We start from the raw sequence: 16754 nt of genomic DNA, 5'->3' as shown, positions 1-16754 counted from the left end.
TTTAATCACATCTCCCCACCTGACAGCGTCTTATTGCTCCGCGCGCCAATCGACATAACCTTTCACCACAATCAGCTGATTACGGATGAAGCTTGAAAAGTTATCGGCCAACACCGCCACCTCATCGATTTCCGAATCAATCTCTACTATCGACCAATTATTACCTACATCAAAAGCATAAAGCACACCACTGGAAGTAGCCGCAAACACATACATCCGGCTATAAGCATCCACCTCACATCCGGCGATAGCAGCGTATTTAGCCGGACCGTCTTCGATATAAAGCGCGCTGTCTAAATCGCCAAACCCAAAGGTGCCTAGAAAAGCCAGATAGTCTACAGGAACACTGTCGCGGTCCGCTGCATCAACCCCACTCAGTATAGATTCATGGTCAACCAGGCGGCTTCCGTAATCACCCTCGTACAGTTCAGCAGAAGTGATATGGTTGATGAGTTCACGAATTTCAAGTGTGTATTCCATTTTCTTTTCTGCCCTTGGTTTTTCAAATCAGTCATTAGCTCGAAAGCATTCTGCAAGAAAACAAAAGGGGACAGATTTAATCAATGGTCTTTGCACTACCACCACGAATTAAACAAATTCGCCGCCTTCCCCCAACTACCTGACCAACTAGGTAACGGTTTCTTGATCACCATTAACAGAATCAAACAGTACGCCGACAACACCAGCCGCCATAAGTCGCCGTTTCACCTCTTCACTTACTATGACCGCACCCAAATATTTTTTAAGTCTAAATATATGACTTGATCCGACCCTGCCCGGGTCAACCACCAAATTGTAGAAAGCACGATAGTTGCCGGCCATATCTGGCCTAACAGGATCATCTACCTCAAACTTTTTATAGCGAGAGCGCTTTTCATCCACGCAATCGACTTGCGTTTCTATAATCATCAAAAAATAGCTCTGGCAAACCACTTTATTATTTATCTTAACCGGCTCAAAAACGACACATTGATAAGGTTCGTCTATCTCTGGCAAACCGGCGAGCGAGTTTTTTGCGCTCTCGCTTAAAACAGGAACACTGGCGTATCCAGCAAGGGAATAATCAACTTCTTTACCGTCGAATCTTACATCGAGAGTATATATGCCTGGCTCCATAAAATTAACTGGAGGATCACTGAAATACCAGTTATCTACATGATGTACATCTCCAAGCACCCACCTATCGCAAACAGTTACATCTTGTCGCATTAAGTAATATCTCATTTCAGTCCTTCGCAAGCCATTTATTAACTTCACTACCTACGATTACTGCTTCTGACTTAATCCCTTCCAATGTTTTTGTCACGAATCAACGAAAAAAGGGGACTGTCTAGTCCTGAAATAGGTTTACACCTGTTTCAGGACTAGACAGCCTTTAAACTCTAACCTAGATAAATCTGCCCTCTTTTCTTGTCCCTTTTCTTCAGTCCCCTTTTCTTCAACTTATTCATCATCCCAAAACTGCCCCGGCGGCGCATAGTTGCCATCTTCCAAGATGCTGCACCATCCAAAAAGCCTATAAAACATTTCAGAAATAGGGGTCAGACCACTATTCTTGGCCAACCAAATAGAATAATTACAAAAAATAAATCATATTTTTAAAGAGCAACTCTGCTGAACTCTAGAAAAATAGGGGTCAGACCACTATTCTTCTATTCTTTTAACTCACACTTTTCGGGCGTCCTGACGCACCCGGTGAAACTCTTTTACCTAATATCTCCGCGATCTCGGACGCAAACTTCTGATCGCCCAAAACGAGAAATAGGGGTCAGACCACTATTCTTGGCCAACCAAATAGAATAATTACAAAAAATAAATCATATTTTTAAAGAGCAACTCTGCTGAACTCTAGAAAAATAGGGGTCAGACCACTATTCTTCTATTCTTTTAACTCACACTTTTCGGGCGTCCTGACGCACCCGGTGAAACTCTTTTACCTAATATCTCCGCGATCTCGGACGCAAACTTCTGATCGCCCAAAACGTAATTGCCGTTGGTAGAAGATCGAATTTGTTCTATCAATCCAGATGAAAGCCGATCCTTGAATATAGATCGGTAAGCTTCGGCTCGCTGCGCGGTGCCGCTACCTAACTCGCTATAAACCGCATGCGGACTTATAAAGCCTGATAGCTCGCCCTGTGCGTTTGCCCTATAGCTGGTCCAGCGATAGTCGCCCGGATGAGTAACCATACCCGCTCTTACCGGATTCATTTCGATATATCGATAGCAAGCTAAAACATAGTTTTCTTGTTGAACCAAACAGGAGCGGAAACGGCCTTCCCACAATGTGCCCGTTCGTTGATATGTTCGATTGACATATTGAACATAGCGCTGCCCCAGCCCCTGCATAAGTAGGCCAGCCCCTGCGCAGCAGGTGGGAGTCAACAACAAATGAACGTGATTTGTCATCAAGCACAATGCGTGAATTTTACAGCCGTACAATTGAGCAAGCACGGCTAATGTATCAATGTAAAAAATGTAGTCTTCATCTGAATAAAAACACGCAGACCGATTGTTTCCCCGCTGTATTATATGCAACGGGATACCCGGCAGTAAAACCCTAGGACGGCGAGCCATATAACCTCCTAACTGGATAAGAGTTTACAGCTTAGCTGCCCATCAACAGGCCAACCAAATAGAATAATTACAAAAAATAAATCATATTTTTAAAGAGCAACTCTGCTGAACTCTAAAAAACGCAAAAACGTGGTCTGCCCCCTATTCCCCTATTCCCCTAACTCAAATAAATCTGCTCTCTTTTTTCCCGCTCCCTTTTTTCACTTCTCTAGCCAGATCAAACAAACCGCATTTTTTGTTCTCAATTATGTTTTGGCAAACTTATCGAAAAAGCCGAAAGGAAAGCCTCAATAATTTTTCGATCTGCATCATTCTTTGCAAAACGCTTAAGCACTGGGACAAGATGATAAAACAATAACTCGAGCCTGCTAGGATCTTTGGGCAAAGCATCGTTAATGCATGCAACCATTAACTTAACTGACATAATTGACGCGAACGCTTCATATCCTCTAGCGCTAGAGAACGGAATTTTCTTAAAATAATAATCCGCTAAACGTTTCTGCTCTGGTTTTTTCCAAGATCTATGAGGAAGGAGTAATAAAGCTTCACCCCAATTATCTGAAGCAAGCGGGTACCGGCTCAATATCCAAGCTGCCGCCTGATCAGAAGTCATTTTCGCCAACTCTTTACAGAGTGATATCAATCTTGAATCCATACCAAACTATTTCCTTGGATTAAATGAGTTTTCCGGTAACCCAGAGTTAGCCTTTAGGGTAGCAGGTGGCTGATAATGACCGGAGCTATTATCCCATCTTGTTATTTTTCCTCGCTCTGGACCGTCATTATTACCAAAGCGTATAGACCCGGCATATTTAACTTCCCCCCCCCCCGCTAAGCCCCAGATGGGTTGAAAATTGCTCATTCACATTTGGGCGGCTGACCTTGATAGTCCCATCCGGCAATGTGACAAAATCGAAGAAAAATAGAAAAATAGGGGTCAGACCACTATTCCTGGCCAACCAAATAGAATAATTACAAAAAATAAATCATATTTTTAAAGAGCAACTCTGCTGAACTCTAAAAAACGCAAAAATGTGGTCTGACCCCTATTCCCTTATGGTCTGACCCCTATTCCCTTCCAAAAATGTGGTCTGACCCCTATTCTTCCGATGGCAAGTATAAGCCACGCCTTCAACGAAGAATCTTTCATCATCTAACCTTCACTTCCAGCGCACTTTTTACTGATGGATTTTGGTTGACGCCATCTTTCAAAATCGTCACAAACGTACCATTCGGCTTGGTCACAACGACATCATTGCCCTTAATTCTAAAAGAGACATTGCCTCGCGCACCATTAGCTCCCTGTCCCGCGAAGGTCCCAGCGCAAAAATGTGGTCTGACCCCTATTCCCAACCCCTACAATTTTCAAAAAGATATCAAACCAAAAACAAAGGAACCTGACGCGATGTCGCTCTAAAATTAAAATTCACTATGATCTCAATTACGCATTATACCTCTTTACCAAAGTCATCCAATACTCGTATGTCTCTCGAAGTCGGCTTCCACTTCTGGATCCATCGGCAATCCCGCATGCGAATGCATTAGAAATTCTTACAGGATTTGTAGGTAGTAAGCCTGGACCAGATATGACAGGCTGGCCATAATCTGCCTCTTTTTTGCTGCCTTTTAATTGAACCCAACTGAGCTCTGGATTATTTCTAACGGCAACATCCCCGTAATACATACCAACCATAACAGCCAATGACTTTTCTTGATCTGACAAAAGGTCAGCTTCGACTTTATCCACGCCACTTAGAAAATTCTTCTCAACGTGATGTTCTCTTAGGGAATGACGTTTTGTAGTAATTATGAAAAAAAGCCACTCACCTAACAAACCCAGCGACTCAGGTGAGAAATCCGCACTCCAGCCTTCATATCCAGGGGTCTGCCAAACGGTGTGGATCAACTCATCCAAACAGTAAGGTTTGTTAAGCATGAACCATTTATAAAAAGCATCTCTATCTTTGGCGCTCATAGATACAAATGCTGTTGTAACTGGCGAATAGGCTGTTGTGAAGTTCATGGTTAATGCACCTTTATCTTAATACCCGCTTCGGACAGCGCTTTTTCTAGTGCCGCTGCGGGTCCAACACGGCCTGTAACGGGACTTTTGAAGAAGTTCCATGTTACCCCATTGACCAAGCCGCGTCTCAATAACTCAGCGTCCTTAGCAACTTGCAACGCTGTATTTGCATCAAGCGATGTGTATCCGACCTTAGATTCATGAGCAATGCTACCTGGAGCTAGTTGATCAACAACACGAGCGCCCTGTGTTGTTTGGAAGGTTACCTGAGATTGGCCCCCTAGAGGTTTCAATGCTTCCTCTCCAATTCTTCCCGTTGCTCCAATTTCTAGCGACGGATTGGGTGAAACGATTCGCGTTGAGCTCTCTGCTGTAAGCGTGTAGTAGTTGCCGTTGCCACCCAGATAGATCTGATTGCCGCTGCTATCAAGCGTTCCGGTGGCTTTGTAAATTCCTCCACCGGGGCCTGTCACCACGCCGTCTGCCCCCTGCGTGTACCCTTTGGGAACACTGAAGCTCGCATCATTTGCAGCAGGCTTGCCGGTGCCTACAACTTTCGTATCTCCGAACACCAAGCCTGAAGAAGGTCCTTTTGTATCTTTCAAATATTTTATTGCTTTCTCAAGCTGGACCAATCCAGCGGGATCGACCTCTCCCGGCAACCGGGACCTAGGCTCAACCTTACCACCACCAGTTGCACCTCCACTTAACAAAGCTAGCCGATCCATTGACGGCCCCCAGTCGGCAATCTGTTTCGCCAGATGCCCTGCCACGAGGACAGAACGACTAATGAGTTCGGTTTTATACCCTTCACATACCGTAGTTTGGCAATCAATCGACATCAATTCATCAAGCGCAACAATTACGCCCGGGAGTTTATCTTTTGCCAACATGGAGCTGGTGATACTGAGCGCATTCTCCGTATTATAAATACTCTCTTCATTATAGCGTTCATTATTCCATCTGTTTTCCTGGCATATTCCATTTTTTCCACAGCCTTTCATATCTGACGCAAAAGACTTCACATCCGAATGTTCAAGATAGTTATAAACTGTACCTTGCTGTGCTACCCACCCAGCAACCTCCTGATCCTTGGCATCGCCACCTAACCCTGCTGCCGCTGTCATTCCTATTAGTTGCGAGGTCATCGCTAGCACGCGGTCATGTGCCTCGCCAGGAAACATTTCAGCGCCGAATGTCTGTATTAGTGCTTTGTTCGCACCTGCCGCGATGGCACCCGCTGTAAAATCTCCTCCAGCGGCTTCTGCTATCAACCCACCAACTATCGCATGTACAGCAACTTTTGTACTTAGGCCCGTACCGCTTAACTCTGTGCCCACATGTTCATAAATCACTCCAGAAAGAACGCTGGCTGTCAGATCGATTGCTGCTTGACCAACATTTTTTGTAAAACTGCCGCCGCTCGTGACTGTCCTCAAGGCAGAATTAACAGCAAGTTGCCGCCCTAAATCTGAAGCTGTAAGGCTACCCGTAACGCCCGCGAATTTAGCAATTGCGCCGCTCAGCCCCGCAATTGCGTACCCTTTAATACTATCTCCAGAGGTAACATCTTTGGCAATGTCTGAAATATTACCCCGATTATTTATAGTGCTTGTCGCACCTTTTACTGCCACGGCGGTGACAACAGAGTTAGCAGCAAGTCCGGTTGTGGTCGTGGAAGCGGCGCCCACAAGGCCAGCCCCCGCTCCCCAAGTGAAATATGTAACGATGATTGCAATAACTAACGCAGCGCCTCCGCCGAGGCCGGAGTTGTCGTACTTGAAGCTATCGTGAACCTCCTGAACCCTGCGCCAGTCTACGTCCCCACGTTTCTCAGCCTCTTTCAGCCAAGCCAACTGCGGATCTGCCTTCACCATTGCATCAATGGCCTGACTAACCGTTTGCTGATCAACATGCGTGACGTCAATCTTCAAGCCATCTACGGCTTTAATAACCACTTGTCCCTGCGCAATCAGCTGGCTCTGGCGCAACGTTTCGTCAGTATTTCCTTTGCCTTTGGCGCTGGTCCAAACCAGGCTGTTCTTGCTTTTTTCATGGCTTTCTTGATGTAGATCCTTGACCGCCTCAAAGGTAATCGCGCCACCGCTATCCAAAGTGATGTCCCGGCCGCTCTGAAGCTTGGCAAGTTGATAGGTCTGGTCGCCTCCACTTTTGAGTACCAGATCACCACCAGTCTTGATCTCAGTCCCCACATTTGTAACGTGGGTCACCTCATCACGCTTGGTCTTCTTCGCGCCCCAGCCCCCCTTCTCCTTCATGTCGTAAAGGCTGTAGGTGCTGTTCTGCGCCGCCAGCAGGTTCAACTTATCCCCGCTATACAGATAAGCCTCATTCCCCGCACTGATCCTGCTCGCCACGATCGTGGTGTCACGCCCCGCCTGGCTGACAAAATCCCCACCCGCCGTCAGCACGCTTGCCACCTGGGTAGTTTGGTCGTCTGCGGTCTTGATGCGTTTTTTGCCGTGTTTTTCCTTGCCCTCGACGTTGTGCATGTCGCTGACCGAGGCGACGTTGAGGTCGCGGCCGGCGGCGATGTTGAGGTCTTTGCCGGCGGTGGCGGTGCTGCCGATGATGTTGACGTCTTGCCCGGCCTGCAGGTTGAGGTTGCCCCCCGCCGTGACGCTGGCGGCGAGGTTTTTGACGTCGGTGGTGATGCTGGATTTCTCGCCGCCGTCGCGGGTCTCGTGTTTGACGCTGGTGTCGCTGGCGGCGATGAGGTTGAGGTCACGGCCGGCGGTTAGGTTGGCGTCGTTGCCAGCGGTCAGGGCGCCTCGATTGGTGAGGTCGCGGCCGGCGTCGATGGCGAGGTTTTCGCGGGCGACGATGGTGCCGACGCTGGTGTCGGTGAGGGTGCGCATACCGACGCCGTCACGAACCTGGATGGCGGTGGTGTCGTTGGTGATATCGCCTTTGAGCGCCGTGAGGCTGACTTGCTTGCCGCGGATTTCGCCGGCCATGGCGTTGCGGATGCTGTCTTGGGCCAGCAGGTTGAGGTTGTTGCCAGCTTCGACCAAGCCGCCAGTGTAGATACTGCCGCTGCTGATGGCGGAGAGGTTGTTGCTGGCGCGCAGGGTGCCGACGTTGATCAGGTCGCCGCCGGTGACCAGGTTGAGGTCGCGGCCCTGGATAAGGCTGTTGCCGCGCACGTTGCGCGAGTCGGCCTGGGCCAGGTACAGCACCGGCACGAGCACGGTCTGGCCTTCGATGACGCGGTTTTCCATCCACACAATGTCGTGGGTCAGGGCGCCGACTTGCTGGTCGGTGAGGGCCACGCCGAGGCTCAGGCGCAGGGCGTCTTTGCTGGCAAGGCCGTTGTCCATCAGGTAGCGGAATTGGTCGGCGTCGCTGTACAGGCCGCCGGCGAGGAAGCGTTGGCCGGTTTGCGCGAGTACAGCATCGCGGATCAGGCGGGTTTCGTACTGGCCGTCACCGAGGCGGCGCCAGGCGTCGTCGGAGGTGTAGCCGAGCTTGCCGAGCATGTAGTCGGAGCTGAGGAAGCCGGATACGGAGGCGAACTCGGGGTTGGTCTCGATCAGGTAGTGGCTGGTGGGGTCGGCGCTCTTGACGAACAGGCCGTACTCGCCCTTGGGCAACTGGAAGGTGGGCGAGGTGGTGGGATCGACCGGGGCGAAAGCGGTGCCGGTGTAGTCCACGGGCACGAAGCCGCCGCCGGGGGCCACGCCCACGACGGGTAACACGCTGCCTGGCGCCTGGGCGCTCGGGTCGTTGGCGTGTTTGCTCAGGTTGATGTTGATGCCGCCGACGGGGATACCGGTCTGGTCGTCGCCGAGGGTGCCGGTCAACTGGGCCAGGGTGTTGTTGTGCAGCGTGCCGTTTTGCAGGGTGCGGGCGACGTTGAGGTTGACCGTGCCGCCCGCTTGCAGGGTGGCGTCGTAGCCGGGGCCGCCGTTGTTGGTCCAGGTGGTGACGTCACTTGCGTAGGCGAAAGGCCGGCTATTGGGTGAGCGGCTTTTCAGTTCTTCGAAGCGCGCCTTGTCGAAATTGCCAGCCGCCGTGGCCGCATTGAACGCGGGCACGTCGACATATCGCATGCGTTCGAACAGATCGTCGGGAACGTGCCCTGGCGTGCTGATGACAAGCTTGCGCTGGCCCGTGCGCGTGGCGGCGCCCTGGTTGAGCAGGTCACCGGCGGTGATGCTCAGGTCGCCATTGGCAGCCATCAGGCTGTAGCGGTTCTGCACGTTGTCGCCTTGCAGCAGCATGTTTTTGCCAGCCACCAGGCGCGCCGCGACCGAATCCTTGGTCGCCGCCTCAAGGTACGTCTCGTAGATGGTGATCTCGCCACGTTCCCAGTTGTCGCTCTCGTCGCAGTGCTGGCCACAGACCCAATACAGGCTGCCGGTGGTCAGCGTCTGGCCGAGTTCGAATTCGTCTTTGGCGTTTTCGATGAAGCCTGCATTGATGCCGATGGAGCCTTCGCTTTCCACGGTGCCGGAACGGTTGCTGAACAGCACGGCGCGCCCGCCATCCCGTGCGGCGAAGCTCAAGTTGCCTTTGCTGTAGACGTCGCCATAGCTGTTGCTGAAGCCATTGCTGCGCAAGGTCATGTCGCCGCCGCTGAACAGCAGCGTATCGGCAGCATTGGTAATGCCGTTGACCGCCGTGAGGTTCACCGCGCCCTGGGCACCGAGGGTGCCACGGTTGTTGATTTGCGCGGCGGCGATATCCAGTTGCTGGCGGGCAGTGAGGAAGCCGAGGTTGTCCAGGGTGCCGCCCAGGGTCAGGCGAGCATTGGTGGCGGCCAGGCGGCCGCCGTTCTGGCTGAGGTTGTTGGCGCCGACGGTGAGGGTTTGCAGGGCCGAGACGCGGCCGCTGTTGGTCAGGTCGCCGGTGGTGATGCTGATGTCACCGTCGCTGAGCAGTTCGCCGCCGTTGTCCAGGCTGGCCACGTTGAGGACCAAGCCCTTGCCGCTGGCCATGCGGTCGCCGGCCTTGAGGGTCAGCCCTTGGTCGCTCTTGTAGGTGAGGACTTCGTTGAGTTGCACGCGGCCCAGGCCGTCGACCTTGCCGAACGCCCAGTCGGCGGTGCCCATGCCCTGGATGTCGCCCTGGCTGCCGGAGAGGCTGGCGGTGTTGACGCGGAAAAGGCCGGTGCCGGCGTGCTGGATCTGGCCGGCCTGGTTGTTGAGGCTGGCGGCGTCGAGGCTGAAGGCCTGGCTACCGAATTCGAGGGTGCCGTTCTGGTTGTTCAGCGCGCCGCTGAGGTTGAGGCTGCTGGTGGCGCCACCGAGGGCGCGCAGTTGCCCGTTGGCGCTGTTATCCAGGCTGCCGCCGTTGAGGCTCAGGCCCTGGTTGGCTTCGATCAGGCCGCCCTGGTTGGTGAGGGTGGCGCGTGAGGTCAGGTTGAGCTGGTTGCCGCTGATCTGGCCACCCGCACTGTTATCGAGGCTGGCGCCGCTGACGGTCACTTGTTCTTTGCCGAACAGTTTGCCGCCACGGTTGGCGAGGGCTTCGACGGTCAGTTGCAGGTTGCCGACCAGGCTTGCCATCAGGCCGCCGCTGCCGTTGTCGACGGTGTTCGCGGTGACGGTCAGGCTGTCACCTTGCACGGTGCCGCCCTGGTTATCCAGGCGGGTGGTATTCAACTCGGTAAGCGCGCCGCCGCTGAGGATCAGGCCCTTGCGGTTGCTCACATCCTGGCCGCTGTAGTTCAAGCCCCCGGCGCCGGCCAGCAGTTGGCCGTCGTCGTTGTTATTCAGGTGCTGGGCGGTGATGTCCAGGCGCTTGCCGCGCAAGGTGCCGCCGTTGTTGTTGAGGGTGGTGAGTTGCTTGACCAATACACTGCTTTCGCCCGCGTCGATCTGGCCGCCGACGTTGGTCAGCAGGTCGCTGACGTTGAGCACCACGTCGCCGCCATCGCTGACCAGCGCGCCTTTGTTGCTGTTGTTGAAGCTTTTCGCCGTCACATCGACGGTTTGGCCGAGCAGGATGCCAGCGCTGTTGTCGAAACGTTCGCCGCGCAGTTGCAGCAGGCCTTCGCTCTGAATGCGGCCCTGGGCATTGAGCAACTGGCCCGGGCCTTTGAGCAGCAGGCTTACGCCCTGGGCGCCACCGGCCAGCAGGCCGGCGTTGCGGTTGTCGAGGCCGGAGGCGCGCACGTCGAGTTGGTCACCCAATACGCGCCCGGCGCGGTTGTCGATATCGCCGCCAGCCACGTCGAGCAGCAGTTGTTTGCCGACGATCACGCCGTTCCGGTTATCCAGGTTCGCGGCGTGCAGTTCGATATTGCCCTGCCCGGCCTGTAAGCGGCCCTGGGCGTTGTTGAGCTGTTGCGCGGCGGTGAGGGTCAGCTTGCCGGTGTCGGCGCTCAGTACGCCGCCTGCATTGCTGCTGAGGGTGCCGGCAGTGACGTTGAGGTCGGTGCTGGCCTGGGCGAAACCCTGGGCATTGTTGAAGCCATTGGTGACGGCGAGGTTGAGCGCGCCGCCGTCGGCCTGGATCAGGCCCTTGAGGCTGTTGTCGAGGTCGCTGGCATTGACGGTGGCGGTCTTGGCCACCAGCACGCCGTTCTGGTTATTGAGCTTGCCGGCGTTGACCGTCAGGTCGTTGGCGATGACTTGGCCGCCGCTGTTGTTCAGGTCGGCACTGGTCAGCACCAGGCTGCCACCGGCCATTTCGATACGGCCCTGGCGGTTGTCCAGAGAGGCGCTGTTGAGCGTGGCGGCCTGGCCTTCACCGAAGCGAATCAGGCCGCCAAGGTTGACGATGGCCGGCGAGCTGATCGCCAGGGTTTGTTCGCCGAACAAGCGTGCGCTGGCGCCCTGGTTGGTCAGTTTGGCGCTGCTGACCTCGACGGTCTTGGCCTGGATGATCGCACCCTGGTTGGTCAGCGCCTGTGCGGCGGTGATCGCCAGTGCGCGGCTGGCCAGCAGGTTGCCGCTGGTGTTGACGGTCTGCGCATTCACCACCAGGTCGCCGGTGGTGTTGCGGCTGTTGTCGGGGGCAACGCCGGCTTCGATGATGCCAGCGTTAGTCAGCGTGGCCGCGTTGAGTTCGATGCGTTGGCCGGCGGCCACGCTTTTCTGGTTGACCAAGGCTTGGGCGCTGGTGACCTGCACGTTGCCGTTGGCGTAGACCTTGTCGGTGAGGTCGACGTTCTGTGCGGTGACCTTGACGTTACCGGTGGCCACCGTTTGCGCCATGCTCAAGCGCCCATTGGCATCGAGCTGGATGTCGCCGCCACTGGCCGCCAGGGTGCCGTCGAGCTTCACGCCCACACCGGCTTCGGTGCCCACCAGTTTGATCGCGCCAGCATACATGCCGCCCAGGGCCGAGGAGTCAATCGCCAGCTCCGGCTTGGCGCTGCCGTCGTCGGCGCGGGGCGTGGCCTTCAGGGTTTGCGCATCGACGTCGTTACGGCCGGCGATCACGTTGAGTTCGCGGGCGTTGATCTGTGCGTTGATCTTGGCCGAGCGGGTGATGATGTCGAAGCGTTCGACGTTGCTGGCGTTCAAGCCCTCGCCGTCGATGGTCACGGCGCCGCCATCGACCTGGTAGCGCTGCAGTTGGCCGTTCTGGTCGATCACCGGTTTGCCGGTGGTCAAGGTGACGTTGGGGGTGTTGATAAAGCCGCAGCCGCTGCAGGTGATGCCGTAGGGGTTGGCGACGATGACCTTGGCCGACTGCCCCGCCACTTCGGTATAGCCGCGCAACTGGCTGCGGCTACCGCCGTTGACTTCGTTAAGAATGACGCTGGCCGTGCCGCCCTTGAGGTTGGGGTTGCCGACGATGTAGCCGCCCAACTGGGTGTTGACCATCGCGCCGTTGGCGTTGTTGAGGATCACGCCATTGGGGCCGACGTTGTAGTCCTTGAACTGGTTATGGGACAAGCCCGCGCCGTTGGGCGTGGCGATGTTCACCACGGGCACGCCATTGCCCGCCGCACCCACGGTGGTGCCCGGCGCACTGACCACGATGCCCTCGGCCTGGGCCAGCAGCGGCTGCCAGAACAGCGCATTGGCCAGGATCAGCACCAGCCCGCGCTTAGGCAGGCCGAAGAACGAGTTGCGCGGCTTCAGGGCAGCAGAAGGTTGGCGGGCCAGGAAGGCAAATTGGCGAACATCCATTGTCAGTTTCTCGTTGCAGCGGGGCGTTGAATTACAGGAAGAAATCCATGCGGAAGTAGATCGGCGCTTCGCGCTCGGTGACTACACCGGGTCTTTCCAGCGAGTGGGCAAAGGTCACGCTGGTGCTGACGTTTTTGCCGCGGGCGAACAGCTCCAGGGAGTTGCTGGACACCCGGCCATGCACGTTGTCGTTGTAACGGTCGTTGCGGATCACGCCCTGGTCATAGCCGACGCTGGCGCCGTATTCGAAGAAGGCCGGGCGCATCCAGTCGAGGGTCACCGGGCGCGCCCAGCGCACTTCGTTGCGCCAGTAGCCGCCGCTGTCGCCGGTCAACAGTTGGTCCTTGAAGCCGCGCACCGACGCCGAGCCGCCGAGGCTCATGCGTTGGGGCGAGAACAGCGGGTCTTCGCTGCGTTGCCCGGTGGCCAGGCTGCTGAAGCTGAAAGACTCGCCCCACAGGCTGAAGGGTTGCAGGTAGCTGACGGTGGCGGTGTATTTGCGGTAGCGCGAATTGGGCTGGCGCCGGCCAATGGGGTCACGCTCTTCCTGAGACTGGGCGTCGAACAAGCCGATACCGTTCTGCATGCCGAGGTCGAGGTTGACGAAGGCACTGCCGATACGCCGCCCGTGGTTGATGCCCAGTTGCAGTTCGCTGAGGCGGTTGCTGCTAGGCGCGGTGCGCACGTCGAGGACGTAGTTGTTGGTGCGCAGGTGCGCCAGGCCGACGTTGACCGAGGTCTTGCTCACGTCATCGCGGTGGATTACCCGCTCGGCGCGCAGTTGGTGGTTCTGGTTGTCGCCGTCCTGCTTGTATTTGTAGTCGTCGGTCCTGCCGTAGGTGCGGTAGTCGCTTTCGCTGTAGGTGTAGCTGAAGTTCCACCAGCCCCACGGCACGTTGTAGTAGAGCATGGTGTTTTTCGAGTTTTTCTGGTGGTCGCTGATCGCATCGTGGCCGCCGCGCAGCATCAACTGGTCGCCCAGGCCCAGCGGGCTGTCCCACTCAAGGCCGGCGCCCCATTGCTGTTCGCCGGTGCTTTTCTGCCCGTCGTTATTGCGCGACAGGCTGGCGCGCCAGGGCTTTTGCGCAGTGTTCTTGACCACCACGTCGCTACCGCCGATCTGCTTGCCAGGGGTGAGTTCCATCTGCGCTTGTTTGGACGGCAGGCGGTTGAGCTGGTCCACCAGTTGCTCGATCTCGCGCAGGTTCAACGCCTCGCCGACCTTACCGGGAAAGGCCATGGCCAGTTCGCGCTCGGTCACTGTGCTGTCTTCGGCGCTGCGCAGGGCTTCGAGCTTGCCTTCGACCACCAGCACTTGCAGGTGGCCGCTGGAGAGGTCTTGTTGCGGCAGGTAGGCGCGGCTGGTGACGCGGCCTTTGCCGAGGTAGTAGTCGGTGATGGCCTTGAGCAGTTCGTTGAGCTGGGACACGCCCAGGCACTGGCCGATATAAGGCTTGAGCAGGCGTTCGCGGTCGGAGGCCGGCAGGCTGTCGGCGCCTTTGAGCTCGATGTCTTTGATCGGGAAGCAGCGGGTGTCGGCGGGCGTTGCCGGGGCTTGGGGCTTGTCCGCTTTACCGGGCAGGTCCTGGAGTTCCTGGAGGCGCCGCTGTTGCTCTTCGAGCAGGCGGTTTTGCCGGTCGCGGATCAGGTCCTGGTCACCAGGCGTGGGGGCGGCGAATGCGCTGTCCAGGCTCAGGCATGTGAGCAGGGCGCATAGAAGAAACCGAGTCCGTGGCGATAGTGAAGACATGTTCGATCCATCGAAAATCAAGGGCCGGCAAACTAACATCGAACTTCCCGCTAGCCTAGAAACTGGCGAAGTTGGGTCTTTCGATGGGTTAGTCTTTTAACCTATTGATTATTAATAATAAATTTTCATCAAAAGAGTCTTGGCCGGGCACACGGAGTGATTATTCCGACAAGTGGCGACTATTTTGATGGCGATTCGACGAATGAATTTTTGATTGCCATTATTTAGCCATCAAGTTGCGTCGAGATAGGTTAGTACCGAGGAAGGGAGAAAAGTTCGCGAGGGTTTTGTGAATTGGATCCCATTTATCGGAATTCCAGGGAGGGAGGCTGAACCACTGCAATTAATGGGCTGGAAATCTTACATGTGGGAGGGGGCTTGCTCCCGATCGCGGTGTGTCAGTCATATATAGGGTGACTGACACTCTGCTATCGGGAGCAAGCCTCCTCCCACATTGGGTACTCCTAGGTCAGCCAATGCCCTTGTCTTTGTCAGTGCCGGGCACCAGGGCCAGGCCGGGGCGTTCGACGTCGCGAGAGACGTGGGACTTCACGTCTTCCACACCGCCCTCCTCGTTATTGTGGATCACCAGCACGCCGGGTTTGCGAAACTGCTCCAGGTGGCCATCGCCCAGGTTGAAGCTTTCACTCAGGTGCTTGTCGCTCAGGGCATTGGCCTCGGCGCGGCGCTGGGCAAACTGGCGGCCGCGGCGTTGTTGATAGCGTGCCCAGCCGATCAGGATCAAGGCATTGAACAAGGCGATCCACAGGTAGATCTGCAAGGTGTTGAGCGCGGCAAAGATCGGCGCTTCGATGCGTGGGCCGCCATGGGTCTCGAGCATGGCGCCGATACCACGTGCCAGCAACCAGACCAGCCCGCCCCAGGCCAGCAGGGTCAGCAACACATCGATGATCCACATCACAGGGCTTTGGCGAGTTCTGACCAGTTTCATGCTCACGCCTCCTCTCGGACAGGTTTGATACCGCGATCCGGGCTGACCCAGCGTGCGCGCTTCTGATGCTGGTTGAACAACACCTTGGGAAAGCTCACCAGCGTGGTGAACAGGCTCACCAGCCAGAACACCATCGGGTACCACACGGTCCAGAACAGGGTTTTCCACAGGTCTTTTTCGTAGCGCCGGTCGATCAGGATACTCACCGCAAACTGCAGCAGGCACACCATCGCCAACACCAGGCCGGTGAACGCGGGCGGCACCAGGGAGTCGACGGTAATGGCCGCCGGCAGGGTGACGAATTTACCCATGGCCCAGAAGACCACCGAGAGCAGGAAGGTGAACGCCCAACCGGTGGACAGGCAGTATTCGAACAGCAGCGGCCACAGGTAGCGATGGCGCCATTGCCAGATGCCACGGATGTTCTTGAACAATACTTCTGCGCCGCCCTGGGCCCAGCGCAGCCGCTGCTTCCACAGGCCGCCGACGGTCTCGGGCATGAGGATCCAGCACAGTGCACGCGGCTCGTAGAAGATCGACCAGTGATCCAGTTGCAGCTTCCAACTGACATCGATGTCTTCGGTGATCATGTCGGTGCTCCAGTAGTCGATGCGGTCCAGCGCCTTCTTGCGAAACGCCACCACCACACCGGAGACCGTGAAGATCCGTCCGAACACCCGCTGGGTGCGCTTGATCAAGCCGATGATCGAGGAGAACTCGCCCACCTGCACCCGGCCGATCAGGGTCGAGCGCGTACGAATGCGCGGGTTGCCGGTGACGGCGCCCAGGCGCGGGTTCTCGAGCATCGGCGCGACCATGTAGGCCGCCGCGTTTTTGTCGAGCAAGGCATCGCCATCGATGCACACCAGGTATTCGCTGCGCGCAGCCACGGCACCCATGCGCAGGGCCACGGCCTTGCCCTGGTTCTGCGCCAGGTGCAGCACGCGCAGGCGCGGGTGTTGCAGCGCCAGGGCGTCAAGCACTGCAGCAGTGTTGTCGCTGGAGCCATCGTTGACGGCGATCACTTCGATATTCGGGTACACCTGGGCCAATGCGGCCGCCATGGTGTCGGCGACGTTATCGCCCTCGTTGTAGCAAGGAATGATGATCGAGATCAGCGGCTCGCCGGCCAGGATCGGCGCAGGCGTGTCTGCCTCCCACGGCCAATGGCGCTCCCAGTGCAGCCAGAAGTACAGCCCGCCGGCGATCCACAGCGCCGACATGAACAGCGGGTAGAAGAACACGAAGTCCATCAGGAACTGCCCGGTCACCAGGAAGATCAGGCCCAGGGGCAAGCCCAACACCAGTGCCAACACGAATATAGCCAGGATTCTGTCGATCATG

At 56.1% G+C, this 16754-nt stretch carries 9 protein-coding genes; all 9 read right to left on the bottom strand.

Translation table 11 applies throughout. The features are described from left to right. Positions 1–30: 30 nt before the first annotated feature. Positions 31–480 (bottom strand): SMI1/KNR4 family protein, encoded by a 450-nt coding sequence (locus tag BLU48_RS29275; RefSeq protein WP_046070342.1) that lies wholly within the window; start codon positions 478–480, stop codon positions 31–33. 147 nt (positions 481–627) lie between these two features. After that, entirely contained in the window at positions 628–1224 is a 597-nt protein-coding gene (locus BLU48_RS29270; protein WP_057025557.1) for an imm11 family protein, read from the bottom strand. 663 nt (positions 1225–1887) lie between these two features. Further along, positions 1888–2577, bottom strand: coding sequence for a transposase (locus BLU48_RS29265; protein ID WP_080889067.1), 690 nt, complete (start codon positions 2575–2577; stop codon positions 1888–1890). A gap of 241 nt (positions 2578–2818) precedes the next feature. Next, the gene (locus tag BLU48_RS29260) at positions 2819–3190 is read right to left on the bottom strand and encodes a hypothetical protein (RefSeq protein WP_231989005.1); all 372 of its coding nucleotides are present in this window, start codon (positions 3188–3190) and stop codon (positions 2819–2821) included. 828 nt (positions 3191–4018) lie between these two features. After that, complete coding sequence (locus tag BLU48_RS31925; protein WP_124355982.1) at positions 4019–4600, bottom strand: hypothetical protein; 582 nt, start codon at positions 4598–4600, stop codon at positions 4019–4021. A gap of 2 nt (positions 4601–4602) precedes the next feature. Beyond that, positions 4603–12708: a two-partner secretion domain-containing protein gene (locus BLU48_RS29255; protein ID WP_231989004.1), complete on the bottom strand. Its 8106-nt coding sequence runs from the start codon at positions 12706–12708 to the stop codon at positions 4603–4605. A 31-nt stretch (positions 12709–12739) separates the two neighbouring features. After that, a complete protein-coding gene (locus tag BLU48_RS29250; protein ID WP_057025558.1) occupies positions 12740–14458 on the bottom strand; it encodes a ShlB/FhaC/HecB family hemolysin secretion/activation protein in 1719 nt (572 codons plus the stop codon). Between the two features lie 469 nt (positions 14459–14927). After that, a complete protein-coding gene (gene pgaD, locus BLU48_RS29245; protein WP_043049161.1) occupies positions 14928–15410 on the bottom strand; it encodes a poly-beta-1,6-N-acetyl-D-glucosamine biosynthesis protein PgaD in 483 nt (160 codons plus the stop codon). 2 nt (positions 15411–15412) lie between these two features. Continuing rightward, positions 15413–16753: a poly-beta-1,6-N-acetyl-D-glucosamine synthase gene (pgaC, locus tag BLU48_RS29240; protein WP_057025559.1), complete on the bottom strand. Its 1341-nt coding sequence runs from the start codon at positions 16751–16753 to the stop codon at positions 15413–15415. Between the last annotated feature and the right edge of the window lies 1 nt (position 16754).

This window comes from Pseudomonas synxantha (assembly GCF_900105675.1).
GTDB classification, from domain to species: domain Bacteria; phylum Pseudomonadota; class Gammaproteobacteria; order Pseudomonadales; family Pseudomonadaceae; genus Aquipseudomonas; species Aquipseudomonas synxantha.
This window is presented reverse-complemented; position numbering and strand designations above follow the sequence as displayed.

Bases quoted from the DNA above. Each gene is read 5' to 3' on its own strand.
- BLU48_RS29275 (WP_046070342.1), bottom strand. From the start codon at position 480: ATGGAATACACACTTGAAATTCGTGAACTCATCAACCATATCACTTCT.
- BLU48_RS29270 (WP_057025557.1), bottom strand. From the start codon at position 1,224: ATGAGATATTACTTAATGCGACAAGATGTAACTGTTTGCGATAGGTGG.
- BLU48_RS29265 (WP_080889067.1), bottom strand. From the start codon at position 2,577: ATGGCTCGCCGTCCTAGGGTTTTACTGCCGGGTATCCCGTTGCATATA.
- BLU48_RS29260 (WP_231989005.1), bottom strand. From the start codon at position 3,190: ATGACTTCTGATCAGGCGGCAGCTTGGATATTGAGCCGGTACCCGCTT.
- BLU48_RS31925 (WP_124355982.1), bottom strand. From the start codon at position 4,600: ATGAACTTCACAACAGCCTATTCGCCAGTTACAACAGCATTTGTATCT.
- BLU48_RS29255 (WP_231989004.1), bottom strand. From the start codon at position 12,708: ATGGATGTTCGCCAATTTGCCTTCCTGGCCCGCCAACCTTCTGCTGCC.
- BLU48_RS29250 (WP_057025558.1), bottom strand. From the start codon at position 14,458: ATGTCTTCACTATCGCCACGGACTCGGTTTCTTCTATGCGCCCTGCTC.
- pgaD (WP_043049161.1), bottom strand. From the start codon at position 15,410: ATGAAACTGGTCAGAACTCGCCAAAGCCCTGTGATGTGGATCATCGAT.
- pgaC (WP_057025559.1), bottom strand. From the start codon at position 16,753: ATGATCGACAGAATCCTGGCTATATTCGTGTTGGCACTGGTGTTGGGC.